This window comes from Halomonas mongoliensis (genome assembly GCF_052496345.1).
Genome location: NZ_CP199288.1, coordinates 2,410,483 through 2,434,715 on the forward strand (window position 1 = coordinate 2,410,483; position 24,233 = coordinate 2,434,715).

The following is a 24,233-nucleotide window of genomic DNA, read 5'->3' on the forward strand; positions in this document are numbered from 1 at the left end:
GTGAGGCGCGATGCCTTGCCCCCGGCCCGGCCGGGGGCACCTGCGTTGCGGGAGGAGCGACATGGAGAGGGAGTGCGAGACGGAGACAGGCCGGGTTTCGCGGCAGCGGAGCGGACGCCGGGCCGAGGAGCCCGACAGCGAGCGCTCTCCCGCCTTCTGGCGGGCCCAGGAGATGCTGCTGCTGCAGCAGGTGATGGCGCTGGCGGGGCGCAAGACGGACCCGGGGCCGGCGCTGCAGGAGATGCTGCACCTGCTGTCGGAGCTGCTGGGACTCAACCGGGGGCGGATCGTGCTGCTGGACGCGGCGGGCCGCCACGGCGAGATCCGCTACGCCTACGGGCTGACCCGGGAGGAGGTCTCCCGGGGCCGCTACGGGCTCCACGAGGGGATCACCGGTCGGGTGCTGGCCACCGGCCAGCTGATGGTCTGCCAGAACATCGACCGCGACCCGCTCTTTCTGGGGCGGATGGTGGCGCGCAGCCGGCTGCCGGAGGGCCCGGTCTCCTTCATCGCCCAGCCGATCCGGGTGGCCGAGCGCACCCTGGGGGTGCTGGCCTGCCATCGGATACGGCGCCGCCCGCGCCCCCTGGCGGATGACCTGCAGATGCTCAAGCTGCTGGCGGCCTATGCCGGCCAGCTGCTGCAGCTGCACGCCCAGATGCAGGCGCGCACCGAATCCCTCCGGCAGCAGAACCGGCTGCTCTCCCGGGCGCTGGCTTCCAGCGCCAGCCGCTACGGCATCGTCGGCAGCTCCCCGCGGCTGCTCCAGGCGGTGACGGAGCTCGAGCAGGTCTCCGACTCCACCGCCAGCGTGCTGCTGCTGGGGGAGTCGGGCACCGGCAAGGAGCTCTTCGCCCGGGCCCTGCACCTGGCCAGCCCGCGGCGGGAGGCGCCCTTCATCAAGGTCAACTGCGCGGCGATTCCGGAGACCCTGTTCGAGTCCGAGCTCTTCGGCTACGAGAAGGGCGCCTTCACCGGCGCCCAGTCGCTGCGCCAGGGCTCCTTCGAGCAGGCCGACGGCGGCACCCTCTTTCTCGACGAGATCGGCGAACTGCCCCTGGCCATGCAGACCAAGCTGTTGCGCACCCTGCAGGAGGGGTCGATCACCCGGCTGGGCGGCAAGAGTGAACTCGCCATCGACGTGCGTCTGGTGGCGGCCACCAACCGCCACCTCGAGGAGGAGGTGGCCCGGGGCGCCTTCCGCCAGGACCTCTACTACCGGCTCAACGTCATCCCGATCCGGCTTCCCTCCCTGGCCGAGCGCAGCGGCGATATCCCGGCCCTGGCGCTGCACCACCTCAACCGGATCAACCAGGCCAACCAGCGCAACGTCCACCTCACCGGCGGGGCGCTGGAGCGCCTGCAGGCCTACCCCTGGCCGGGCAATATCCGCGAGCTGGGCAACGTGATCGAGCGCATGGTGCTGCTCACCGACCGGGCGGCCCTGGAGGCCGTGGACGTGGAGCGCTTCCTCCCCGGGGAGCAGGAGATGGCGGCCGGGGCGCCGGGGGGAGGTGCCGCGGGCGGGCCGCTGCCGGGGGAGGGCGGGGGCCCCTTTCCGGGCGCCACCGCGACGGTCGCCGACGTACGCCCCTATGTGCCGGCCACCTCCCACAGCCCCGAGGCGCTCTGCCACGCCCTGCGGCGCAGCGGGGGCAACAAGACCCGTGCCGCCCAGCTGCTGGGGCTGACGCCTCGCCAGTTCAGCTACCGCTGGAACAAGCTGGGGCTCGCCGACTAGCCAGGCCGGTGGCTATGGACAGCCCGGGGCTCGAGGTCCACCCTCTGAGGGTTACCCCATCTTCACAAGGAGCCCCGCCATGAGCGACACCCCCAAGGACCCCCGCCGCCGCCACTCCGCCAAGGTGGTGGACGGCCCCGGGAAGGCGGCCAGCCGCGCCATGCTGCGCGCGGTGGGCTTTCGTGATGAGGACTTCGCCAAGCCCCAGGTGGGCATCGCCTCCACCTGGAGCATGGTCACGCCCTGCAACAGCCATATCGGCGAGCTGGCCGAGCATGCCCGGGACGGCGCCGACGCCGCCGGCGGCAAGGGGGTGATCTTCAACACCATCACCATCTCCGACGGCATCGCCAACGGCACCGAGGGCATGAAGTACTCCCTGGTCTCCCGGGAGGTGATCGCCGACTCCATCGAGACGGTGGCCGGCTGCGAGGGCTTCGACGGCCTGGTGGCCATCGGCGGTTGCGACAAGAACATGCCGGGCTGCCTGATGGGCCTGGCGCGTCTGAATCGGCCGAGCGTCTTCGTCTACGGCGGCACGATCCTGCCCGGCAAGGGCCACACCGATATCGTCTCGGTGTTCGAGGCCATGGGCGCCCACAGCCGTGGCGACATCGACCTGATCGAGCTCAAGCAGATCGAGGAGACGGCGATCCCCGGCCCCGGCTCCTGCGGCGGCATGTACACCGCCAACACCATGGCCTCGGCCATCGAGGCGCTGGGCATGAGCCTGCCGGGCAGCTCGGCGCAGAACGCCGTCTCCAACGACAAGCGCGAGGACTGCGAGGCGGCCGGTGCCGCAGTGCTCGCGCTGCTCGAACGTGACATCAAGCCCTCGGACATCATGACCCGGGAGGCCTTCGAGAACGCCATCACCGTGGTGATCGCGCTGGGCGGCTCCACCAATGCGGTGCTGCACCTGATCGGCATGGCGCGCACCGTCGGGGTGGACCTCGCCCTCGAGGACTTCACCCGCATCGGGCGGCGCGTGCCGGTGGTGGCCGACCTGCGCCCCAGCGGCCACTACATGATGAGCGAGCTGGTCGCCATCGGCGGCATCCAGCCGCTGATGAAGACCCTGCTCGATGCCGGCCTGCTCCACGGCGACTGCCTGACGGTGACCGGCAGCACACTCGCCGAGAACCTGGCCAGTGTCGCCCCCTATCCCGACGATCAGAAGATCATCGCGGCGCTGGATGCGCCCCTCAAGGCGGAGAGCCACCTGCGCATCCTCTTCGGCAACCTGGCGCCGGAGGGGGCGGTAGCCAAGATCACCGGCAAGGAGGGCACCCGCTTCTCCGGCACCGCCCGGGTGTTCGGCTCCGAGGAGGAGGCCCAGGCGCGCATCAACGACGGCACCGTGGTGGCCGGCGACGTGGTGGTGATCCGCTACGAGGGGCCAAGGGGCGGGCCCGGCATGCGCGAGATGCTCACCCCCACCTCGGCGATCATGGGCCGGGGGCTGGGGGACTCGGTGGCGCTGATCACCGACGGGCGCTTCTCCGGTGGCAGCCACGGCTTCGTGGTGGGCCACGTGACGCCGGAGGCCTTCGACGGCGGCCCCCTGGCGCTGGTGGAGGATGGCGACACGATCACCATCGACGCCGAGGCCGACACCATCGACGTCGACCTCTCCGACGAGGAGCTGATGCGCCGCCGCGCCGCCTGGCAGCAGCCGGCGCCGCGCTACACCCGCGGGGTGCTGGCCAAGTACGCGAGGACCGTCAGCTCCGCCAGCACCGGGGCGGTCACCGACGCCTTCGACTGAGCCCCCGCGGCTGACTGGGTCGCCAACGACAGCGCCCCCGCCGGTTTCCCGGCGGGGGCGCTCTGCCTTTCAGTGGTGGGTACAGGCGCGGCTGGCTCAGGCGCGGCGGGTTCAGGCCTTGCGGACCCTTACCGGCAGGCCCTGGCGCACGCTGGCGCCGCTGATGGGCTCCAGCCAGGTGCCGTCCACGTTGCGGGTCGGATCCCGGAAGCCCAGGTCGTTGATGTTGATGCCGGCCCGCAGCCAGGGCATGTCGGGCTGGGACTCGCCGTCGATCACATGCGGCGTGGCACCGAGATCCCGGTGGCCGTAGCCGTGCTCGATGCCGAGCGACCCCGGCATCACGCTCTCGCTGACCAGCGCCAGGCCCACCACGCTGCCGCCGGGGCTCTCGATGCGGATGGTATCGCCGTGGCTGATGCCGTAGCGCTCGGCGTCCTCGCGGTGCATCTGCACCGGGTTGTAGGGCTTGATCATGCGCAGCCGCTCGTTGCCGATGGCGTAGGAGTTCATCAGGTTCGACTTGAACGAGAAGGCGAGCAGCGGCCACTCCTCCTCGAGGAACACCTCGCGCATGGTCTGCTTGTTGGCCAGCAGCGGCAGCTTGTGGTTGGGTACGCCGCGGTTGGGGTTGCCGGTCATGGTGTCGATGCTGGTGCCCACCACCTCGTTGTAGACGCACAGGGTGCGGCGCCAGGCGTTGGTCAGCCGCTCCCCCCTGAAGTGGTCGCTGGCGTCCTGGAAGCGCCCGCCCCGGGCATAGAGATAGGCCACCCGGCCGCGCTCCTCCGCCTTGAGGGTGCGCTCGAGGCGCGGCAGCAGCGGGGCGATGCCGCCGTGGGCGACGTCGCTCTCGTCGGCCTCGGGCAGCGGCTCGTCCATGTAGGCGATGTTGGCCGCGGCGCGCAGGTAGTAGTCCTCGGCGCGGTTGAGCGGGTGCAGGTTGCCCTCGGCATCCGGGATCGCCTCGTCGCCGAAGCCGGAAAGGCCCAGGCGCCGGGCCACGGCGATGAAGAAGCTGTCCATGGAGACCGGCTCGCCCTCGGCGGTCTTCTGCTGGCGCGGCTCCACCACCGGCCAGCAGGCGGTGGTCATGCGGCCCAGCGCCCCCTTCCAGGCGCCGGTGAAGCCCCACACCTCGTACATCACCGAGTCGGGCACGATGTAGTCGGCGTAGCGGTTGGTCTCGTTGATGAAGCCGTCCACCGCCACGAAGAGCCCCAGGCGCTTCGGGTCCTTGAGCTTGTCGGCGATCATCGCCTCGAGCCCGGCCTGGCCGTAGATGGGGTTGGCCATGCAGCCGATCACCGCCTTGATCGGGTAGGGGTAGCCGTCCAGCGCCGAGGGCAGGTGCTCGGTGAGGGTGGGCGGGGCGAAGGAGCGCCACGGCGCCTTGGCCGGGTAGGGGTTCTCGCCGGCCTCCACGCGGCGGCGGTACTCCGAGGAGCGCTCGTAGGGGAAGCGCGAACGGGAGAGGAAGACCCCCTGGGGGCCGCGCTTGCCGGGGAAGTCCACGAGATCGTAGCGGGGGCCCTTGCTGAAGCCGTTGAACTGGCCCCCGCCCACGGCGCTGCCGCCCTTCATGTTGTAGTTGCCGGCCAGCAGGTTGAGCATCTGCACCGCGAAGGCGGCGTAGAAGCCGTTGCCGGACATCATGCCGCCGTGGCAGTTGACCACGGCGCGGCGGCCGTGGCTGGCGTAGCGTTCGGCCAGCTCGACGATGGTGGCCTCGGGGATGCCGCAGTGCTCGGCGTAGGTGGCCAGGTCGTACTCGTTGGCCGACTCCCGCAGCAGGGTCATGCTGCTCTTCACCCGCACGGTGGCGCCATCGGCAAGTTCCACCTCGCGGTCCACGAAGAGCTCGGCGGCCATCGCCTCCTCGCCGTGAACGAGCTCGCCGTCGACCACCACCAGGGGGGCATCGGCGTCGCTTCCGGCCTCGGCCAGGCCCAGGTCGCTGGCGCGCAGGAAGTGGCCGCGGCGCGGGTGGTCCCGGGTGTCGATCACCAGGTGGGTGGCGTTGGAGTGGGTGGCCTCGCCGGCGGCGTCCGCGGCGGCCTGGCCGGGCAGCTCAAGGAACTCCCTGGCGTAGCCCTCGTTGTCCAGCAGCCACTGGATGATGGCCATGGCGAAGGCGCTGTCGGTGCCGGGGCGGATCGGCACCCAGCGGTTGTGGTCGGCGGCGTGGGAGGCGGCGGCGTTGAGTGCCGGGTCGACTACCACGTACTCCAGGGTGCCCTCGGCGCGAGCCTTGGCGATCAGCCGGCCCTGGCGCTTGAAGGGGTTGCCCGCCTGGCTCGGCGCGGTGCCGATATACATGATGAAGCGGGCGTTCTGGATGTCCGGCTTGACGTGGGCGTTGGCGCCCAGGTCGTTCATCACCGCCCCCGAGCCCATGCGGAAGGCCAGGCCGCAGTAGGAGCCGTGGTGGCCGTAGTTGCGGGTGGCGAAGGCGTTGAGGGTGAAGCGCTTGAGCAGCTCGGAGCGGCCGTAGTCGGTGGCCTCCATCACCATCAGCTGGTTGGCCGTCGGGCCGAATTCCGGGTTCTCCGGGTCGATGAGGGTGTCGTGGTCATGGATGGCGCGCAGGCCGTCCACGTGGCCTTCGCCGAACAGGTCGCCGCCCTCGCAGACCTCCTCGATCAGCTGCTCGAAGGAGATCTTCTGCCACTGGCGAGCGCCCCGCTCGCCCACCCGCTTGAGGCAGTGGTCGATGCGGAAGGGGCTTTCCAGCTGGCTCATCATGGCGTTGCCGCGGGCGCAGGCGGTGGAGCGGTTGACCTGGCCCTGGCCGCCGTAGGCGCTGACGTGGCGCAGCGCCTCGGCCACCGGGGTGCGCATGGGCAGGTGGTCGTCGGCGGAGAGCGGGTGGTAGGGGTTGCCGGAGACGCGCAGCACCCGGTCGCTCTCGTTGTCGACGCGGACCCGCACGCCGCACTGGGTGGTGCAGCCGTAGCAGATGGTGAAGGCGGTGCGCTGGTCCGGGTTGAGGGTGAGCTCGCCGCTGTCGAGGTCGACCCGATACTCCGGCGCCAGGGAGTTGCCGTGGATCGGGTGCTTCGGCGTCTCGCCGGCGCTGCCGGTGACGCCCTTGGCCATCTTGGCCAGGGGGTCGGAGTAGCCGGCGACGAAGGTGGCGGCACCGCCGGCGGCGACGGCACCCTTCATGAAGCGGCGGCGTGAGGTATCGACGGGGGACTTAGCCATGGCGGGGCGCTCCTTCCATGTTGTGTGCGGCGCGCTTGGCGTCGGGGTGTGCGGTGCTTTCGGAGGGAGAGACGTCGGCGGCGCTGCCGCCCTGGCGCGCCTGGCGCCAGGGGATCAGCAGGTCGATCACCAGGACCGCGGCGAGCCACAGGCCGAAGGTGCCGACGATGCCGAGGATGCCGGAGGAGCCGGCGGGGATGCCGTAGTGGTGGAAGCCGGCGCTGTTGCGGGCCACGTGCTGCACGTCCATCAGCACCACCCAGCGGAACATCCAGCCCATGTGGATGGCCACCAGGCCCAGCACCCAGGCCCAGGCGAAGAGGGCCGGGCGGCGGGCGGCGGGGCGGGTGAGCAGGTAGAGCACGGCGCCGAACAGGGCCACCCCGGTCAGGCCGCCCCAGAGGGCGGTGCTGCGCCAGGAGGGGCTTGCGCGCACCGAGTCCAGCGCCGCGGCCACCGAGCCGACGTTGGCGTTGATGCCGTCCAGGAACCAGCTGCCGGCGACCAGGCCCGCCACCAGACAGGCGCCCAGCAGCACCCTGAGCATCTGGCCGCTGCTGGCCTGATCACGCAGGCCGCTGACCCGGTTCAAGACCAGCACGAGACCCGCCGCGGCGATAAAGCCGGTGGCGACCAGCATCGGCGGCAGCCAGACGGTGTTCCACAGCGGACGCGCCTTGACCACGGCGAGCTCGGCGCCGGTGTAGAGCATGATGCCGGTGGAGAGGGCCAGGGTGCCCAGGCCCACCAGCACCAGCGCCGCGCGCGGGGTGGGGGCGGCACCGAACGACAGCAGGCGGGCGGCGAGGCCCGGCAGGCCGGGCGCCTGGCGGTTGGCCTGCAGCGCCGGGCGCCAGGCCAGCCAGGCGAGCAGCAGCACGCCCACCACGTAGAGCGGCAGCAGCAGGCTGCCGATGGACATCCAGGAGCTCGAGGTGGCGTAGGCGTAGAAGTGCCAGAAGCGCAGCGGCTGGTGCAGGTCGGCGAGCAGCGCCACCGGGGCCACCAGGGTGGTGGTCAGGCAGGCCAGCATGGCCAGGCGTGCGGTGGGCAGCCAGCGCTGCCTGCCGAACACCAGCGCCGGGGCCGCCAGCCAGAGGGTGGCGTAGGAGATGGCGATCAGGAAGAAGTACTGCACCGCCCAGGGGTACCAGGCGATGGCGTAGCGGGGCGCGAGCAGCTCAATGGCCATGGAATTCATAACCCATCTCCTTGCCGTGGGGGTCGAGGACTTCCAGGGCCACCGGCTCGGCGAGCGGGCGCGTGATGAAGCGCTCGTCCATGCCGAGGTAGAAGACCTGGGGCAGGGTGTTCTTTTCGGGCTGCAGCACCATGAGCTCGTCCCGGTGCTCCGCGATCAGGCGGCTGATCTGGCTCTCGGGATCGCGCATGTCGCCGATGATCCGCGCGCCGCCCACGCAGCTCTCCACGCAGGCCGGCAGCAGGCCGGCTTCCAGGCGGTGGGCGCAGAAGGTGCACTTGTCGGCGGTCTGGGTCCTGTCGTTGATGAAGCGGGCGTCGTAGGGGCAGGCGTTGACGCAGTAGGCGCAGCCCACGCAGCGGTCGCTGTCCACCACCACGATGCCGTCCTGCTGCTGGTAGGTCGCCTCTACCGGGCAGACCGGCACGCAGGGCGGGTTCTCGCAGTGGTTGCACAGGCGCGGCAGCATGAAGGTGGCAAGCTCGCCGCTCTCCTGATGCTCCACCTCGTACTGGGAGACGGTGGTGCGGAACTTGCCCAGGGGGGCGTCGTTCTCGATATGGCACGACACGGTGCAGGCCTGGCAGCCGATGCACTGGCGCAGGTCGATGAGCATGCCGTAGCGCTTGGTGGGGTCGCCTTCTCGGCGGGGCGGCTGGCTGTTGATGCCGGCGCTGGCAACGCTCGAGAGCGGTATCAGGGCGGCACCCGCGCTGAGGCGGGCCAGCTGGCCGAGAAGGGAGCGGCGAAGGTGGTCCATGGCGCCTCCGGTGGCCTGGGTGTCGCGGGGGATCGCCCCGCGACAGGAAGAAAGGGGTGACACCGGAAAGCCTACCTGCGACCAAGGTCGAGGGGCTTGATATGCATCAAGAGATTATTAGCAAGTCCTTAATCCTGCCTTAATATTGGTGCAAGTGGCTGACAGCAAAGGGAAAGCAGGGAAGGGGAGCAGGGAAAAAATGAGAGGCGGAAAGCATCACGCCCCGCCGGTGGCCCGGCAGGGCGTGATATCGGATGGGGTGCGGCGGCGTCAGTGGGCCGTCGGCTGGGGGTCGATGGTGCGGTAGAGCAGCTGCAGCTCCTCGACGGAGAGGTGCTCCAGGCGGCCGGAGAGCAGGTCGCTGACCTTCTGTGCCGGCAGGCCGGCGCGTCGGGCGATCTCTCGGCAGCCGAGGTCGGAGACGGCAATCAGCCGAGTCACGATGCGCATGAGGCGTGTACGTTTTTCCAGGTCCCTGACGTCGAGGTCAGGGCTACTTCGCGGGGGGTCCAGCTGATCCGCGGCTTGGGGGTGACGTGCAGTACTCATGGTGCTCCAGTGGGCGGTTGCGATAGCCACACTATGGGGGCTCTTCGGTGATTTTGCCAGTGTCGATTCCATGATGCTTTCGTGGCATGGTTCGACAGGGCCGGGAAGGTCCGGTGACCCACGCGGCGAGCGAGACGAGATGCACGATTTCATCATTATCGGCGGCGGCATCCTGGGGATGTCCACCGCCATGCAGCTCAAGCAGGCCTACCCGGAGCGGCGCATGCTGCTGCTGGAGAAGGAGGCGGGGCCGGCCATGCACCAGACCGGCCACAACAGCGGCGTGATCCACGCCGGCGTCTACTACACGCCGGGCAGCCTCAAGGCGCGCTTCTGCCTGGCCGGCAATCGCGCCACCGTCGAGTTCTGCCAGGCCCACGACATCCCCTATGACACCTGCGGCAAGCTGCTGGTGGCCACCAGCGAGCTCGAGATGGAGCGCATGCAGGCGCTCTGGGAGCGCACCGCGGCCAATGGCCTGGAGCGCGAGTGGCTATCGGCTGGCGAACTCGCCGAGCGCGAGCCCAATATCACCGGGGTCGGCGGCATCTTCGTGCCCTCCAGCGGCATCGTCGACTACGCCGCGGTGACCCGCGCCATGGCCGCCGAGTTCGAGCGCATGGGCGGCGAGATCCGCTACGGCTGCGAGGTGACGGGACTGGAGGAGCGCCGCCAGGAAGTGGTGGTCACCACCGGCGCCGGCGAGTTCACGGGGCACTATCTGGTGACCTGCTCGGGGCTGATGGCCGATCGGGTGATCCGCCTGCTGGGCCAGGACCCGGGCTTCACCATCTGCCCCTTCCGCGGCGAGTACTACCGCCTGCCGGTCAGGCACAATGCCATCGTCAACCACCTGATCTATCCGATTCCCGACCCCTCCATGCCCTTCCTGGGCGTGCACCTGACGCGGATGATCGACGGCAGCGTCACCGTGGGCCCCAACGCGGTGCTGGCGCTCAAGCGCGAGGGCTATCACAAGAGTGATGTCTCGCTCACCGACATGGCGCGGATGTTCACCAACCCCGGCATCCTCAAGGTGCTGGGCAGGAACCTGCGCCCGGGCCTTTCGGAAATGAAGAACTCCCTCTACAAGCGGGGGTACCTGGCGCTGGTGCGCAAGTACTGCCCTAGCCTGACCGTCGAGGACCTCGAGCCCTGGCCGGCCGGGGTGCGCGCTCAGGCGGTCTCCCGGGACGGCAGGCTGGTGGACGACTTCCTGTTCGTGAATACCCGGCGCACTCTCAACGTGGGCAATGCCCCGTCGCCCGCGGCAACCTCCGCCATCCCCATCGGTGCCCATATCGTCGAGCAGGTGAAGGCGATGGCTGAGAGCTGAGGGCAGCAGGGGCACCCGGCGCCGAGACAAGCCGTCAGAAGCGCCCGCGCAGGCTCAGCAGGGCGCCGCGGCCGGGCGCCAGCAGATCGCCCCCCTCAGGCTGGTCGGTGAGATGCTCGCGATAGCCGCGGTCGAAGAGGTTGGTGAGCTCGAGCCCCGCCTCCAGGTCGCTGAAGCCCCCCGCCGGGCCGAAGCTCCAGCCCAGGGTGAGATCCGCGGTGGCATAGCCCGGGGTGGCCCGTTCGGTATCGTTCGAGAAGCTGTCCGCCGTTCTATCCTGCCTGGCCACGCCGCGCACCTGGGCGTGCCAGTGGAAGCCCTGTTCGGGGCGCTGGCCGATGCCCAGGGTGGCCTCCGGGGCGGGCATCTGGAAGAGCGGCTCGTCGTCCTGCCTGTTGGTGCCACGCAGCCAGGTGGCGCTGCCGGTCAGCCGCCAGTCGCCTCCCCCCAGGTCGCCCTCCAGCGGCACGACGAAGCCCGCCTCCACCCCCTGGATCTCCACCCGGTCCAGGTTCTCGGTGCGCTTGATCGGGGTGCCCTGCGGGCTGGTCAGGCCGGTGACTCGCCCGGCGATATAGTCGTCGATGCGGGTATGGAAGGCCGCCAGCTGGTACTCGCCGCGCTCGCTGCGCCCCTTCAGGCCGATCTCCAGACTGGTGGACTGCTCGGGGTCGAGCTGGGGGTTGCCCAGGTGGAAGAAGCCGTCGCCGCGCTCGGCGTCCTCGAAGCGCTCGCGCATGTCCGGGGCGCGGTAGGCGGAGCCGAGGCTCACGTAGGGGTTGAGCAGCGGCGAGGCGTTGTAGATGGCGCCAACGGACCAGGAGAGGGTGTCGCTGGTGTTTCTGAGCCCCTCGGTGGTGGCGCCGGGCCCGCTGCCCTTGACGTCGGCGTCGCCGGTCACGCTGTCATAGCGCGCCCCCAGCATCAGGGTCCAGTCGTCGAACATCACCTCGTCCTGCACGAAGACACCGCGGCTCTCGATCACGCCGTTGCGGAAGGGTGAGCTGGCAACCTCATCATTGCTCGCCCCCTGGAAGCGGAAGCGCTGGGGGTCGCCGCTCATCTCCCAGGCCTCGGCTCCCAGGGTCAGCAGGTGGCGCTCGCCCAGGGGCAGGCGGTACTGGGCGCGGGCGCCGTCGGTGGTGAAGGTGACGTCGTTGCGCACCTGGTTGCGGTCCAGGCCGCTGGAGTAGCCGCGAATCTGGCGGAACACCTCCTGGCGGTAGAGGCTGGTCTCCAGGGTGCCGGGGCCCACCTCGCCCTCGTAGCTCAGCTCGTAGAGCTCGCGCTCCTGGCGCGGGGAGTGAATGGTCAGGATGCCGAGTGCCGGGCTCGGGGCCCGCTTGGCCGAGCCGGGATACCAGACATCGCGATCCTCTTGGTACTGGAGGTTGAGCTGCAGGCGGTGGCCCTCGGCCAGCCGGAAGGCGTACTTGGCGAGGAAGGCGTGCGACTCGAAGCCGCTGTTCTCGACCCGCCCCTCCGGAGTGTCGTAGTCCCCCACGTCGCGCCCGGTGGCACCCAGCACCAGGGCATGGTCGGGGTTGGCGGCCTGCAGGAGGGCGCCGCCGCCCAGGCTCTTGTCGACGCTGCCGGCGCTGGCCGATACCCGCCCCTGGAGGGTGGCGGTGTCGGTGAAGGTGGCGTCAGGGGTACGCAGGTTGACCGCTCCCCCCAGGGCCCCTGAGCCGTGCAGCACCGAGCCGGGCCCCTTGACCACCTCGATGCTCTCCAGCAGTCCCAGGCTGGCGAAGGAGGCCAGAGCGCCCTGGGGCTGGGCCGAGTTGAGACGCACGCCGTCCACCTGCAGCACGATGCTCTCCTTCTGGAGCCCTCGCAGCACCGGGTTCTGCCCCCAGGCGCCGTCGCTCTGCACCGCCGTGCCCGGCTGGCCGCGGAAGAGGCTGCCGACGCCTGCGGTGGCGGAGGCCTCGCTGGCGTCCAGGGTGAGGGTGGCGCTGGGGGTGTCCAGGGTATCGGCCTCATACCCCTTGGCGGTCACGGTCAGGGTGGAGAGGGTGGCGGGGCCTTCCTGGGCCGAGGCGGTCAGGCTGAAGCCGGCAGCAGTGGCCACGGCCAGCGCAAGGGGAGTGAGTCGGTGAAAGCGGGGGTGCAGTGACATCTGGAGCCTCCTCGATAAAGATGAGAATATAATGCATCTTATTTAGATTCGTGTTTTGACTCAGGTCACGGGTCGCGACCGACTAGGCGAGCGCGGCCAGGGTCGCCATCGGCGATTCGGTTGACGGGCGTCAACGTCCGATATGGCCGGATAAAGCAAAATCGAATCATTCTTGTTTTCAGGTGGGGTTGGCTCATGAAAGGTTCGCTGCCATCAAGGGGCGTGGCGACCCTGCTCGGCTGGGGCGGAAGCCTGACCGGGATCCTGCTGTTCGTGGCGCTGTGGGAGTGGGGCAGCCTGGCCTACGGCAGCTTCCTGCTGCCCGGGCCGCGGGATGCGCTGGCGGCCCTGGCCGGGCTGTGGCAGGCGGGGGAGGCGGCCGGTGCTATCTGGGCCACCACCTGGCGGGCCATGCTGGGCTTTGCCCTGGCCGGGCTGGCGGGAACCGCCCTGGGCCTGCTGGCGGGCATGTCGCGCACCCTGGGGCGCGCCCTGGAGCCGGTCTCCACGGTGCTGCTGGGCATTCCTCCCATCGCCTGGATCGTGCTGGCCATTCTCTGGTTCGGCAGCGGCTCGATGGCGGCGGTCTATACGGTGATGGCGACGACGCTGCCGGTGACCTTTGCCGGCGCCCAGATGGGCGCCCTCACCCTGGACCGCCGGCTGCAGGAGATGGCCGAGGTGTTCAGGCTGCCACCGCTGATGCGCTTCATGGATATCACCCTGCCGCATATCGTCTCCTACGTCTTTCCCGCCCTGGTGACTGCCCTGGGGGTGGCCTGGAAGGTGGCGGTGATGGCCGAGCTGTTCGCCACCGAGGATGGCATCGGGGCGGGGCTGGCCATGGCACGGGTCAACCTGGATACCGCGGCCGCCATGGCCTGGATCGTGCTGGTGGTGGCGCTGCTGCTGGCCGCCGAGCACGGCCTGCTGCGCCCGCTACAGCGCCGCATGGAGCCCTGGCGCCAGGCCGGGCGAGGAGGACACTGAGATGCTGAGACTCGAGAGTGTGGGCCATGTGCTGGGCATGTCGCGGATCATCGACGGCATCGACCTCGAGATCGCCCCCGGCGAGTCGGTCTGCCTGGTGGGGCCTTCCGGCTGTGGCAAGACCACCCTGCTGCGCCTGGCGGCGGGTCTGATGCCTCCCGGCGAGGGGCGCGTCCTGGATGACTTCCACCGCAGCACCATGGTCTTTCAGGAGGGACGCCTGCTCCCCTGGCGAAGGCTGCTCGACAACATCGCCCTGGGCCTCAAGGCGCTGGGCGTGCCCCGCGGGGAGCGGCTGTCCCGGGCCCGTGTCCTGGCCGAGGAGCTGGGGCTGGGCGAGCGGCTCGACCACTTCCCCCACGAGCTCTCGGGGGGCATGCAGCAGCGGGTGGCACTGGCCCGGGCCCTGGCGGTGGATGCCGACCTGCTGCTCCTCGACGAGCCCTTCAGCGCCCTGGACGTGGGCATGCGCAGCGAGGCCCAGGCGCTGCTGATCGATCTGCTGTCGCGTCGCGGCATCGCCTCGCTGCTGGTGACCCACGACCTGACCGAGGCGCTGCGTCTGGGCCACCGGGTGGTGGTGCTGTCGCCGTCGCCGGCACGCATCGTCCATGAGGAGTGCATTTCACGTCCCTTTGCCGAGCGCGATACCGCCTTCCTCTATGAGGCGGCCGCTGCCCTGCTGCGCCACCCCGCGGTGGCTCGCAGCTTTCTGTTCCATCAAGACGAGGAGGCGGTGGCGTCATGACAGCGTCCATGATCGATCTCGAACGCCGCCGGCTGCTGAAGCTGGCGGCAGGCCTGGCCACCCTGGCGGCCCTGCCCGTGAGCGGCCTGGCCGCCGGGTCCTCCCTGCGCGCCGCCACGCCCTACGGCCTGCCCCAGGTGATCCTGGCTCGGGCCCTGCAGCATGAGGGGCTGGCCGAGTGGTTCGGCGAGCGGGAGCTGCGCGCCTGGCGCGACCCCGACCAGCTGCGGGCCTGGGTGGCCGGCGGGGAGGTCCAGCTGACCGCCACGCCCACCAACGTGGCGGCCAATCTCTACAACCGCGGCGTCGAGGTGGGGCTGCTCAACGTCAACGTCTGGGGCACTCTCGGCGTACTGGCCGAGCGGGGCCCCCTGGCCGGCATCGAGGATCTGGCCGGGCGCCATATTGGGGTCCCCTGGCGGGGCGACATGCCCGACCTGGTGTTGCGCTACCTGCTGGGCCGCCTGGGCATGGAGGTGGGGAAGGATCTGCGGATCACCTACCACGCCAGCCCCTTCGAGACCGTGCAGATGTTCCTGGCCCGCCGGCTGGACGTGGTCGTGCTGCCTGAACCGATGCGCTCCTCCACCCGCCTGCAGGCGGTGGGGCTCGGTCTGGCGCCCCTGGAGCTCGATCTCCAGGAGGAGTGGGCCAGGCTCACCGGTGAGCCGGCGGCGCTGCCCCAGGCCGGCGTCATCTGTCGGCGGGAACTGCTGGAGGCGCATCCGGAGGGGGTGCGCGCCCTCCAGACGGCGGTGGCCGAGGCGGTGGCCTGGACCCTGGCCAACCCCGCCGAGGCGGGGCGGTTGGGCGCGGCGCACTCGCCGCTCTCCGCCGAGGTGGTAGAGGCGGCGGTGCGGCGCACGCGGCTGGAGATGCGCGACGCTCCCGCGGCGCGCCCCGACCTGGAGCGCTTCCTCGGCGCCCTGGCCGAACTCTCGCCGGGCTTCATCGGCGGCGGCCTGCCCAACGCCGGCTTCTATCTCGACCTTAGCTCCTGAGGACCTTTGCCATGTCGCTTGTGCTTACCGATGCCGCCCGTGGCAGACCCTGGCCGCTCCTCGCCTACGCCTTTCGCCCCTTCTTCCTGCTGGCGGCCGCCTACGCGCCGCTGGCGCTGCTGCCCTGGGTGGGCGGCATGCTGCACCGCGTCTCGCTGCCCATGGGCATGCCGCTGATGGCCTGGCATGGCCACGAGATGCTGTTCGGCTTCGTCCTGGCGGCACTGGCCGGCTTCCTGCTGACCGCCGTGCCCTCCTGGGCGGGCGTGGCGCCCATCGCCGGCAGGCGGCTGGCCGGGCTGGTGGCGCTGTGGCTGGCGGGGCGCGTGACGGTATGGCTCTCCGGGAGCCTGCCGGCGCTGGTGGTGGCGGGCGTCAACCTGGCCTTCGTGGCGGTGCTGCTGGCCTGGGCGCTGCCGGCGCTGCTTCGCGGTGAGGGGCGGCGGCATCTGAGCCTGGGGGGCCTGCTGCTGCTCTATGGTCTCTCCCAGCTGGCCTTCTATCTGGCCTGGCTGGGCTGGTTGCCCGGCCGGCTGGGCATGCTGGCGATCCTCAACCTGGCGGCCAACCTGCTGCTGGTGATGATCGCGGTGAGCGTGACCCGCATCGTGCGCGTGGTGGCCATGGCGGCGCTGAAGGAGAGCGGCCGTGCGGGGCCGCCGCGGTTGACCCCGGCCCGGGAGCACCTGGCCGTGGCCGTGCTCTGCCTGTTCGTGGTGGCGGACCTGCTGGCCCCGGGACATCCGGTGACCGGCTGGGTCGCCCTGGCCGCCGCGGCGGCCCAGGCCGACCGGCTCTCCGAGTGGCCCTGGGGGCGGGCCATGGGTCGGCTTTACCTGCTGCTGCTGACCCTGGCCTATGTCTGGCTGACGCTGGGGCTGGCCCTGGTGGGGCTGACTGCCCTGCTGGAGAGCTGGCCCGCCTATGCGGGGCGCCATGCGCTCTTCGTGGGGGCCATCGGTACCGCCGTCCTGGCCGTCTTCTGCATCGCCGGCCTGCGCCATACCGGCCGCCCCCTGCTCCTGCCCCGAGCCATCTGGCCGGCGCTGGGGTGCCTGGTGCTGGGCGGTGCCCTGCGGGTGGGCGTGCCGCTGGCCTGGCCCCAGCACTACCTGCTGCTGGGCATGCTGGCGCCGGCGCTGCTGTGGCTTGCCGCCTTCTGGCTCTACCTCCTCGGCTATGCCCGCTATCTGGTAACGGCGCGCCCCGATGGCCTGCCGGGATGACGGCGCGACCAGGCGACCTTGGTGGAATTGCCGAAAAAAACTGAAAACGTAGAAATATGGCCATGGCCTCTCACGCAGGGGCCATGCTAGGTTTCCCTCAGGTGCTTTCCCTCCAGCACCGACAACAACGATACAACAAACGGGTTTCAGCCCGGAGGATTGCCATGAATGCCATGAAGTACGCCGTCGCCGCCTCGCTGATCGCGACGGCCCCGCTGGCCGCGGCCCAGCAGCTCTCCATCGCCACCGGCGGTACCGGCGGGGTCTACTACCCCCTGGGCGGCGGCCTGGCCGAGATGATCAACAGCCATATCGAGGGGGCCAGCGCGGTGGCCGAGGTCACCGGGGCCTCGGTGGAGAACATGGGCCTGGTGTGGCGCGGCGACTCCGATCTCGCCTTCGCCCTGGCCGATACCGTCTATCAGGCCTACAACGGCACCGGCGACTTCGAGGGGCGCCAGCTCGACAATATCCGTGCCCTGGCCTCGGTCTATCCCAACGCCGTGCAGCTGGTCACCCTGGCCGGCTCCGGCGTGGAGTCCCTGGAGGACCTGCGCGGCAAGCGCGTCTCCGTGGGGGCGCCGGGTAGCGGCACCGAGCTCAACGCCCGCGCCCTGCTGGAAGCCAACGGCATCACCTATGACGACTTCACTCCCCAGCGCCTGAACTTCAACGAGACCGCCGATGCCATCCGCGATGGCGACATCGACGCCGGTTTCTGGAGCGTGGGCCCGCCCACCAGCTCCATCCTCAACCTGGCCACCACCCGCGATATCCGCCTGGTGGGACTCTCCGAGGAAGAAGTGGCCAACGCCCGGGAAGCGGAGCCGGTCTTCGCCCCCTATGACCTGCGCGCCGGCTTGTATGACGGCATGGAGGAGGCGGTGCACACCATCAGCATCCCCAACGTGCTGGCGGTGAGCAGCGAGATGGACGAGGAGCTGGCCTACCAGCTGACCAGGCTGCTCTTCGAGCACACCGACGAGCTGATCGCCGTGCACCCGGCCGCCAACGACACCACCGTGGCGTTCAGCATCGACTCCACGCCGGTGCCCTTCCACGATGGCGCCCTGCGCTACTACGAGGAGATCGGCGTCGAGGTCCAGGACCACCAGAGCCCCTGAACCAGGCGGGCACGCCGATGCCTTCCCCGATCCATGACCTCTGCCGCCGTGCCCCGGGGCCGGCGGCGCTTGCCCTCTGCCTGCTGCTCCCGCTGCCGCTGTCGGCCGGCGATGCGGGTCGGCTGGAGGTGGTCGCCGACAGCGGCCGGCGGATCGCCTCCCTGCCGATGCCGGAGGGAGAGGGCTGGTGCCTGGAGTGGAACCACTCCGTGGCCGGCTTCCCGGTGCTGGACTGCTATCGCCACCGCGAGGGGCGGATGGTGCTGGAGCGCAGCCATCTGCCGGACTTCGCCGCCGGCCTCGACCATATTCCCGGTCGCGGGCGGCAGGTCTCCGACGGGGAGGGCGGCTACTGGATCGAGGGTATCGACGAGTCGGTGCCCGGCAACCGCTATCGCCTCCGGGTCGGCTCCCCGGAGGTCAACCATCGACTGCTGCACGAGGGCCGCCGGCTCAGCCTGAGCGACCAGGCCGCCGGCGAGCGGGTGACGATCCACCTGCGCACCTCGGCAGCCACTCCCTGACGAGACGCCCATGAGCGAATCCGCCAAGCCCGCCGCCACTGCGCCCGAGGTCACCGTGCCTGGGGGAGGCGCCATCCAGGCGCGCCCCATCCTCTGGCTGATCACCCTGGTGGCCGTAGGCCTCTCCCTGTTCCAGCTCTACTCCGCCGGTATCCAGCCCCTGGGGCTCTTCTACCAGCGCAGCATCCACCTGATGCTGATCATGCTGCTGGCCTTCCTGATCTTCCCGGTATTCGGCCCGCATCGAAAGCGCGGCATGCTGGGCTGGGCCCTCGACTGCCTGTTTCTGGCCGGCGCCCTGCTGACCGGCGGCTACCTGGTGTTCTACCTGGACGAGATCTTCCGCCGCGCCGGCTTCTGGAGCCAGACCGATATCGTCGTCGGCTGCATCGCCGTGGTCACCGTGCTGGAGGCGAGCCGCCGGGCGGTGGGACTCGGCATGACCATCATCGGCGCCGTGGCCATCCTCTACGCCTTCGCCGGCCCCCGGGGCGAGCTGCCCTGGCTGGGCCAGTTCCTGCCCGGCATCCTGGAGCACCGCGGCTACAACATCGACCGGGTGGTCGGCCAGCTCTACCTGGGCCAGGAGGGGATCTTCGGCCTGCCCCTGGGGGTGGCGGCCACCTACATCTTCATCTTCGTGCTGTTCGGCGCCTTCCTGGAGATCACCGGCGCCGGCAAGTTCTTCATCGACCTGGCCTATGCCGCCACCGGGCGCCAGCGCGGCGGGCCCGCCAAGGCGGCGGTCATCGCCTCCGCCGGCATGGGCTCCATCTCCGGCAGCGCCATCGCCAACGTGGTGACCACCGGTGCCTTCACCATCCCGCTGATGAAGCGACTGGGCTACCAGCCCAGACAGGCCGGGGGCATCGAGGCGGCGGCCTCCACCGGCGGGCAGATCATGCCGCCGCTGATGGGCGCCGGGGCCTTCCTGATCGCCGAGTACACCGGCGTCTCCTACCTGGAAGTCGTCAAGGTCAGCGTGCTGCCGGCGATCATGTACTTCGCCACCGTCTACCTCTTCGTGCATATCATCGCCCTCAAGCAGGGCATGCAGGGCATGGCCCGAAGCGAGCTGCCCCAGGTGCGCGAGGTGATGAAGGAGGGCTGGCACTTCCTGCTGCCGCTGGGCGTGCTGGTGTGGCTGCTGGTGATGCACATGTCGCCCATGCGGGTGGGCTTCTACGCGGTGGTGACCATGCTCGCCGTGGCGGCGCTGCGCTACGCCATCTGGTTCCTGTTCGTCGCCCCGCGCCAGGGCGAGAAGGTGACCCTGGCCCGGGTAGGGGCCGTGGTCTGGGCCGGCTGGGTGAAGCTGGTGCAGGGCCTCGAGCTCGGCGCCCGCAACGCCGTGGCGGTCTCCATGGCCTGTGCGGTGGCGGGCATCATCGTCGGCATCGTCGGCCTCACCGGCCTGGGGCTGAAGTTCTCCGCCATGATGCTGGCCTTCTCCGGCGGCAATATCGTGCTGGCGCTGCTGCTGGTGCTGCTGGCCAGCCTGGTGCTGGGCATGGGGCTACCGGTCACCGCCAGCTATATCGTGCTGATCGTGCTGGTGGGCCCGGCGCTTACCGCCGAGTTCGGCATCCCGCTGCTGATCGCCCACCTGGTGGTGTTCTGGTACTCCCAGGACTCCAACGTCACGCCGCCCATCGCCCTGGCGGGCTTCGCCGGGGCGGCCATCGCCGGCTCCAGGCCCATGGAGACCGGCTTCCAGGCCTGGAAGTTCGCCAAGGGGCTCTACCTGATCCCGCTGTTCATGGTCTTCAATCCGGAGATCATCGTGGGCGGCCCCTGGGCGGTGGTGGCCTGGAACGGCCTGATCGCGATCCTCGCCCTGGGGGCCTTCGCCGCGGCGCTGGAGGGGTATCTGTTCACGCGGATGTCCTGGCTCCCGCGGCTGGCCATCGCCGGCGCCATCGTGGCGGTGTTCTGGCCGAACTTCCTGGTAGAGGCCGCCGGGGTGGCGGTGATGCTCCTGGCCATCGGTGCCAACTGGCTGGCCAGCCGGCGGGAGGGGGCGCTGTCCAGCCGGTCAAGGTGACGGGGGAGGGCCGCACGGCTAGAATGTGCGGCTTTCCTTCCCGCACTCTCTATCCTGAACAGGCAGTCGCCGAGGAGCATCGATGCAGTCCGAACAGTCGCCGAAGGTTGGCGTGATCATGGGGTCGAAGTCTGACTGGCCGGTGATGGAGCACGCCGTGGCGATGCTCGAGCGCCTGGGCGTGCCCTTCGAGACCCGCGTGGTCTCCGCCCACCGCACGCCGGACCTGCTCTTCGACTACGCCAAATCCGCCGCCGAGCGGGGCCTTCAGGTAATCGTGGCCGGCGCCGGCGGCGCGGCCCATCTGCCGGGCATGGTGGCCTCCCAGACTGCCCTGCCGGTGCTCGGGGTGCCGGTGGAGTCCAAGGCGCTCAAGGGCCTGGATTCGCTGCTCTCCATCGTGCAGATGCCTGGCGGCATCGCCGTGGGCACCCTGGCCATCGGCAAGGCCGGCGCCACCAATGCCGGGCTGCTGGCCGCCCAGATCGTCGGCCTGCAGGATGAGGCCGTACGTGCCGCGGTGGAGGCGTTTCGCGCCGAGCAGACACAGACGGTGCTCGATAACCCCGATCCCCGTCCCCAGGCCTGAGCCGGAGAGACGAATGAAGGAGGCAACCATGAATATCGGCGTCCTGGGTGCCGGCCAGCTCGGCCGCATGCTGGCCCTGGCCGGCTACCCCCTGGCCAACCGCTTCACCTTCCTGGATACCACCGGTCACCCCAGCGCCGGGATCGGTGAGGTCCTGATCCATACCGACCAGCACCATCTGCTCGACGATTTCCTGGCGAAGGTGGATCTCGTCACCTACGAGTTCGAGCACCTGCCGGTCTCCCTGGTCCAGGCCATCGAGGAGGTGAAGCCGGTCTATCCCTCCAGCGAGGCGATTCGCGTCTGTCAGAACCGCGCCGAGGAGAAGGCGCTGTTCGACCGCCTGGGCATCCCCACCCCGGCCTACCGCCTGGTGGAGCACGCCGACGAGCTCGAGGCCGCGGCCCGGGAGCTGGGCTGTCCGGTGGTGGCCAAGTCGGTCACCGAGGGCTATGACGGCAAGGGGCAGGCGGTGATTCGCGACCCCGCGGAGGCGGCCCAGGCCTGGCGCTCGATCAACCATCCGAAGCTGATCGTGGAGTCCTTCGTGGAGTTCGTGCGGGAGGTGTCGATCATCGCCGTGCGCGGCCGCGACGGCGAGGTGGTCTTCTACCCCATGGCCGAGAACCAGCACGTGGACGGCATCCTGCGCTACTCCGTGGCGCCCCTGCCGGACCTGGACGACAGCGTGCAGCAGACCGCCGACGGCTATATCCGCGCGCTGCTCGACGAGCTCGACTACGTGGGGGTGCTGACCCTGGAGCTCTTTCAGTGCGCCGACGGCAGCCTCCTGGCCAACGAGATGGCGCCCCGGGTGCACAACTCCGGCCACTGGACCATGGACGGCGCGGTGACCAGCCAGTTCGAGAACCACCTGCGGGCCATCCAGGGCCTGCCGCTGGGCGATACCGCGGCGCGGATGCCCACCTGCATGGTCAACGTGATCGGCCGCGAGGGTGACCCGGCGGCGATCCTCGCCCTGCCGGACGCCCACCTGCACCGCTACGACAAGAGCGAGCGCCCCGGGCGCAAGCTGGCCCACGTCAACCTGGTGGCGCCGACCCACGAGGCGCTGATGGAGCGGGTGCGCGCCTGCGCGGCCCTGCTGCCCGAGGCCCCCGAGCCCCGCTTCAGCTTCGAGCAGGCCGACTGAGCGGCTCTCCCCATCGGCAACGCAAGCGGCCCCGCCATCTGGCGGGGCCGCTGCGTTTCGGGGAGCTGACCGTCAGGCGCCGATGATGCCGCCGTCCTCCCGGGTAATGACCAGGGTCGCCGAGCGCGGGATGGCGCTGCCGCCCTCCGGCCAGTGGCTCAAAAGCTCCCCCGCGGCGAAGGCCTCGGCCGAGGTGGTGGCGCCCGGGTGCTGGACGTTGACGAACATGGTGCGCTGGTCCGGGGTGGTCACCACGCCGGTGATCTCCTGGCCCACGGGGCCGGTGAGGAAGCGGCGAATCTCGCCGGTCTCGGGGTTGGCCGCCAGCATCTGGTTGTTGCCGAACACCTCGAAGATACCGGTGTTCATCACCGACTCGCTGATGTCGGTCTGGATCCACACCCGGCGGTCGGCGTCGATCCACAGGCCGTCGGGGCTGGCGAAGATCGCCTCCTGGCCCAGGGGCTCGCCGGCGAGATCGCGACTGTCGTCGCCGTCGCCGGCCAGCACGAAGAGGTCCCAGGCGAAGCGGGTGCCGGCGTGGCTGCCCTCTTCCTGCCAGCGGATGATATGCCCGAAGTGGTTCTCGGCGCGGGGGTTGGCGGCGTGCTCGTCGCCCGCCTCGCGGCGGGTGTTGTTGGTCAGGGTGAAGTAGACCTGGCCGGTGGCCGGGTCCACCGCGCCCCACTCGGGGCGATCCATCCTCGTGGCGCCGGCCTGGTCGGCGGCGGCGCGGGTGTTGACCAGGATATCGGCGAGATCCGCGAAGCCGTTCTCCGGGGTGAGGCCGTTCTCGCCCGGGGCCAGGGCGAGCCACTCGCCGCGGCCATCCTCGTGGAACCTGGCCACGTAGAGGGTGCCCTCGTCGAGCAGGGAGCCGTCGGCAGTGGCGGCGTGGTAGGGGCGGGCGGAGACGAACTTGTAGATGTACTCGAAGCGGGCGTCGTCGCCGGAGTAGGCCACCACCGGCTGGCCCTCCACCGCCGGGGCGAAGATTACCCCCTCGTGGGCGAAGCGGCCCAGGTGGGTGCGCTTGACCGGGGTGGCCGCCGGGTCCATGGGATCGATCTCCACCATCCAGCCGAAGGCGTGGGGCTCGTTGCGGTAGTCCTCGGTGGGAGAGGCGCCGCGGCTGCTGGCGTCGAAGCGCACGTACTGGTCGGCACCGCTCGCCGCCCGGTGCCACTGGTAGCGGCCGGTGTCGCGGGTCTGGATGCCGTAGCGGGCCTGACGGCGATCGATCTCGGCGTCTGCGTTGGCGAAGTAGCCGGCCCAGTTCTCCTCGGCCGCCAGGTAGGTGTTCCAGGGGGTGACGCCGTGGGCGCAGTTGTTGAGGGTGCCGCGGGTCATGGTGCCGTCCGGGCTGTACTTCGTCACCACATGCTCGGTGCCGGCCACCGGGCCGGCCAGGCGCATCGGGGTCAGGCCGGTGATGCGGCGGTTGCGGGCGTCCTCCACCACCTGCCACTGGCCGCTGTCGTCCTCGCGGATGCGCACCACGCTGACGCCGTGGGCGTTGAGCTCCTTGAGCACCTGGTCGTCGTCGCGGCTGCCGTCGGCGTTCTGGGGGAAGCCGTTGCGGTCCAGCGCCAGGCCGGCGGCGGCGGCGTGCAGGAAGCGCGGCTCCACGTACTCGTGGTTCATCACCAGCAGGCCGTCCCGGGAGCTGCCCTCCAGCGGGAAGAAGTGCACGCCGTCGTGGTGGCTGCCCACCTGGTGCCCCTGGGCCTCGCCGCTGGCGTCAAGCGAGAAGGCCGGCATGTCGCCGCTGATCGGGGTGCCCCAGGGCAGGATGGCGCTGACCCGGTAGCCTTCCGGGACCACCACGCTGTCGGCGGCGCTGACCGGAATGGCCTTGAAGCCGAGGCTCGGCGCCGGGGCGCTGGCGCCACCGGCGGCGAAGGCGCTGCCGAAGGGCAGGCTGGTGGCCATGGCGCCGGCCACGGCGGCGGCGAGGCTGCCGCGCAGCATGGCGCGGCGGCTGATGCGTGCCTCGAGGATGTCGCCGAAGTAGCCGTTGGCGGAGGGGTTGCTCATGGGCTCGTCGCCATCGGCGAGAACGGCGTCGACGTGGCCGGGGTACTGATGCTGGGACATGGGGGCTCTCCATGGATGAGGATGGGTATCTCGGTGGGAGAGCTTGCCCCGGC

18 protein-coding genes are annotated in these 24,233 nt (G+C 70.3%); 12 read left to right on the plus strand and 6 right to left on the minus strand.

The annotated features are described in order from the left end of the window. Positions 1 to 61 precede the first annotated feature (61 nt). Together ACRYRV_RS11375 and ilvD are read left to right on the plus strand one after the other, a co-directional pair. Entirely contained in the window at positions 62 to 1,741 is a 1,680-nt protein-coding gene (locus ACRYRV_RS11375) for a sigma-54 interaction domain-containing protein (RefSeq protein ID WP_444985088.1), read from the plus strand. 79 nt (positions 1,742 to 1,820) lie between these two features. Continuing rightward, a complete protein-coding gene (ilvD, locus tag ACRYRV_RS11380) occupies positions 1,821 to 3,509 on the plus strand; it encodes a dihydroxy-acid dehydratase (protein ID WP_444985087.1) in 1,689 nt (562 codons plus the stop codon). A gap of 111 nt (positions 3,510 to 3,620) precedes the next feature. Here the strand turns inward: ilvD and ACRYRV_RS11385 are convergent, their stop codons facing one another. From ACRYRV_RS11385 to ACRYRV_RS11400, 4 genes are all read right to left on the minus strand, one after another. Then, positions 3,621 to 6,716, minus strand: coding sequence for a molybdopterin dinucleotide binding domain-containing protein (locus ACRYRV_RS11385; protein ID WP_444985086.1), 3,096 nt, complete (start codon positions 6,714 to 6,716; stop codon positions 3,621 to 3,623). Further along, the gene (nrfD, locus tag ACRYRV_RS11390; protein WP_444985085.1) at positions 6,709 to 7,917 is read right to left on the minus strand and encodes an NrfD/PsrC family molybdoenzyme membrane anchor subunit; all 1,209 of its coding nucleotides are present in this window, start codon (positions 7,915 to 7,917) and stop codon (positions 6,709 to 6,711) included. Before nrfD ends, ACRYRV_RS11385 begins: the two co-directional genes overlap by 8 nt. Further along, on the minus strand, positions 7,898 to 8,677 hold the full coding sequence (gene dsrO / locus ACRYRV_RS11395; protein WP_309635305.1) for a sulfate reduction electron transfer complex DsrMKJOP subunit DsrO: 780 nt from the start codon (positions 8,675 to 8,677) through the stop codon (positions 7,898 to 7,900). The genes nrfD and dsrO overlap by 20 nt, the downstream gene beginning before the upstream one ends. Positions 8,678 to 8,947: 270 nt before the next feature. Further along, on the minus strand, positions 8,948 to 9,418 hold the full coding sequence (locus ACRYRV_RS11400) for an XRE family transcriptional regulator (protein WP_309635309.1): 471 nt from the start codon (positions 9,416 to 9,418) through the stop codon (positions 8,948 to 8,950). Here ACRYRV_RS11400 and lhgO point away from each other — a divergent pair. Further along, positions 9,366 to 10,562, plus strand: coding sequence for an L-2-hydroxyglutarate oxidase (gene lhgO / locus ACRYRV_RS11405; RefSeq protein ID WP_444985084.1), 1,197 nt, complete (start codon positions 9,366 to 9,368; stop codon positions 10,560 to 10,562). The genes ACRYRV_RS11400 and lhgO overlap by 53 nt on opposite strands. A gap of 34 nt (positions 10,563 to 10,596) precedes the next feature. Here the strand turns inward: lhgO and ACRYRV_RS11410 are convergent, their stop codons facing one another. Beyond that, positions 10,597 to 12,684: a TonB-dependent receptor gene (locus tag ACRYRV_RS11410; protein WP_444985083.1), complete on the minus strand. Its 2,088-nt coding sequence runs from the start codon at positions 12,682 to 12,684 to the stop codon at positions 10,597 to 10,599. A 195-nt stretch (positions 12,685 to 12,879) separates the two neighbouring features. Between ACRYRV_RS11410 and ACRYRV_RS11415 the strand changes: the two genes are divergently transcribed. The 9 genes from ACRYRV_RS11415 to ACRYRV_RS11455 all read left to right on the plus strand — a co-directional run bounded on the left by ACRYRV_RS11415 (position 12,880) and on the right by ACRYRV_RS11455 (position 22,083). Further along, complete coding sequence (locus ACRYRV_RS11415) at positions 12,880 to 13,674, plus strand: ABC transporter permease (RefSeq protein WP_253445093.1); 795 nt, start codon at positions 12,880 to 12,882, stop codon at positions 13,672 to 13,674. Between the two features lies 1 nt (position 13,675). Beyond that, positions 13,676 to 14,422 (plus strand): ABC transporter ATP-binding protein, encoded by a 747-nt coding sequence (locus tag ACRYRV_RS11420; RefSeq protein WP_444985082.1) that lies wholly within the window; start codon positions 13,676 to 13,678, stop codon positions 14,420 to 14,422. Next, complete coding sequence (locus ACRYRV_RS11425) at positions 14,419 to 15,423, plus strand: ABC transporter substrate-binding protein (RefSeq protein WP_444985080.1); 1,005 nt, start codon at positions 14,419 to 14,421, stop codon at positions 15,421 to 15,423. The genes ACRYRV_RS11420 and ACRYRV_RS11425 overlap by 4 nt, the downstream gene beginning before the upstream one ends. A gap of 11 nt (positions 15,424 to 15,434) precedes the next feature. Then, complete coding sequence (locus ACRYRV_RS11430; protein ID WP_444985079.1) at positions 15,435 to 16,649, plus strand: NnrS family protein; 1,215 nt, start codon at positions 15,435 to 15,437, stop codon at positions 16,647 to 16,649. 164 nt (positions 16,650 to 16,813) lie between these two features. Next, positions 16,814 to 17,773 (plus strand): TAXI family TRAP transporter solute-binding subunit, encoded by a 960-nt coding sequence (locus tag ACRYRV_RS11435; protein ID WP_444985078.1) that lies wholly within the window; start codon positions 16,814 to 16,816, stop codon positions 17,771 to 17,773. 17 nt (positions 17,774 to 17,790) lie between these two features. Then, a complete protein-coding gene (locus tag ACRYRV_RS11440) occupies positions 17,791 to 18,297 on the plus strand; it encodes a DUF1850 domain-containing protein (protein ID WP_444985077.1) in 507 nt (168 codons plus the stop codon). Positions 18,298 to 18,307: 10 nt separating this feature from the next. Further along, positions 18,308 to 20,341, plus strand: a complete 2,034-nt coding sequence (locus ACRYRV_RS11445) for a TRAP transporter permease (protein WP_444985076.1) — start codon at positions 18,308 to 18,310, stop codon at positions 20,339 to 20,341. Positions 20,342 to 20,423: 82 nt separating this feature from the next. After that, positions 20,424 to 20,930 (plus strand): 5-(carboxyamino)imidazole ribonucleotide mutase, encoded by a 507-nt coding sequence (purE, locus tag ACRYRV_RS11450; RefSeq protein WP_444985075.1) that lies wholly within the window; start codon positions 20,424 to 20,426, stop codon positions 20,928 to 20,930. Between the two features lie 28 nt (positions 20,931 to 20,958). Continuing rightward, complete coding sequence (locus ACRYRV_RS11455) at positions 20,959 to 22,083, plus strand: 5-(carboxyamino)imidazole ribonucleotide synthase (protein ID WP_444985074.1); 1,125 nt, start codon at positions 20,959 to 20,961, stop codon at positions 22,081 to 22,083. Between the two features lie 72 nt (positions 22,084 to 22,155). Here the strand turns inward: ACRYRV_RS11455 and ACRYRV_RS11460 are convergent, their stop codons facing one another. Next, positions 22,156 to 24,180: a PhoX family protein gene (locus tag ACRYRV_RS11460; RefSeq protein ID WP_444985073.1), complete on the minus strand. Its 2,025-nt coding sequence runs from the start codon at positions 24,178 to 24,180 to the stop codon at positions 22,156 to 22,158. Positions 24,181 to 24,233 lie beyond the last annotated feature (53 nt).

Coding starts and splice junctions, on each gene's coding strand:
- ACRYRV_RS11410 (WP_444985083.1), bottom strand. CDS start 12,684: ATGTCACTGCACCCCCGCTTTCACCGACTCACTCCCCTTGCGCTGGCC.
- ACRYRV_RS11375 (WP_444985088.1), top strand. CDS start 62: ATGGAGAGGGAGTGCGAGACGGAGACAGGCCGGGTTTCGCGGCAGCGG.
- ACRYRV_RS11445 (WP_444985076.1), top strand. CDS start 18,308: ATGAGCGAATCCGCCAAGCCCGCCGCCACTGCGCCCGAGGTCACCGTG.
- lhgO (WP_444985084.1), top strand. CDS start 9,366: ATGCACGATTTCATCATTATCGGCGGCGGCATCCTGGGGATGTCCACC.
- purE (WP_444985075.1), top strand. CDS start 20,424: ATGCAGTCCGAACAGTCGCCGAAGGTTGGCGTGATCATGGGGTCGAAG.
- dsrO (WP_309635305.1), bottom strand. CDS start 8,677: ATGGACCACCTTCGCCGCTCCCTTCTCGGCCAGCTGGCCCGCCTCAGC.
- ACRYRV_RS11440 (WP_444985077.1), top strand. CDS start 17,791: ATGCCTTCCCCGATCCATGACCTCTGCCGCCGTGCCCCGGGGCCGGCG.
- ACRYRV_RS11435 (WP_444985078.1), top strand. CDS start 16,814: ATGAATGCCATGAAGTACGCCGTCGCCGCCTCGCTGATCGCGACGGCC.
- ACRYRV_RS11420 (WP_444985082.1), top strand. CDS start 13,676: ATGCTGAGACTCGAGAGTGTGGGCCATGTGCTGGGCATGTCGCGGATC.
- nrfD (WP_444985085.1), bottom strand. CDS start 7,917: ATGAATTCCATGGCCATTGAGCTGCTCGCGCCCCGCTACGCCATCGCC.
- ACRYRV_RS11425 (WP_444985080.1), top strand. CDS start 14,419: ATGACAGCGTCCATGATCGATCTCGAACGCCGCCGGCTGCTGAAGCTG.
- ACRYRV_RS11455 (WP_444985074.1), top strand. CDS start 20,959: ATGAATATCGGCGTCCTGGGTGCCGGCCAGCTCGGCCGCATGCTGGCC.
- ACRYRV_RS11385 (WP_444985086.1), bottom strand. CDS start 6,716: ATGGCTAAGTCCCCCGTCGATACCTCACGCCGCCGCTTCATGAAGGGT.
- ACRYRV_RS11460 (WP_444985073.1), bottom strand. CDS start 24,180: ATGTCCCAGCATCAGTACCCCGGCCACGTCGACGCCGTTCTCGCCGAT.
- ilvD (WP_444985087.1), top strand. CDS start 1,821: ATGAGCGACACCCCCAAGGACCCCCGCCGCCGCCACTCCGCCAAGGTG.
- ACRYRV_RS11415 (WP_253445093.1), top strand. CDS start 12,880: ATGAAAGGTTCGCTGCCATCAAGGGGCGTGGCGACCCTGCTCGGCTGG.
- ACRYRV_RS11400 (WP_309635309.1), bottom strand. CDS start 9,418: ATGGCGGTGGACATCCCCAGGATGCCGCCGCCGATAATGATGAAATCG.
- ACRYRV_RS11430 (WP_444985079.1), top strand. CDS start 15,435: ATGTCGCTTGTGCTTACCGATGCCGCCCGTGGCAGACCCTGGCCGCTC.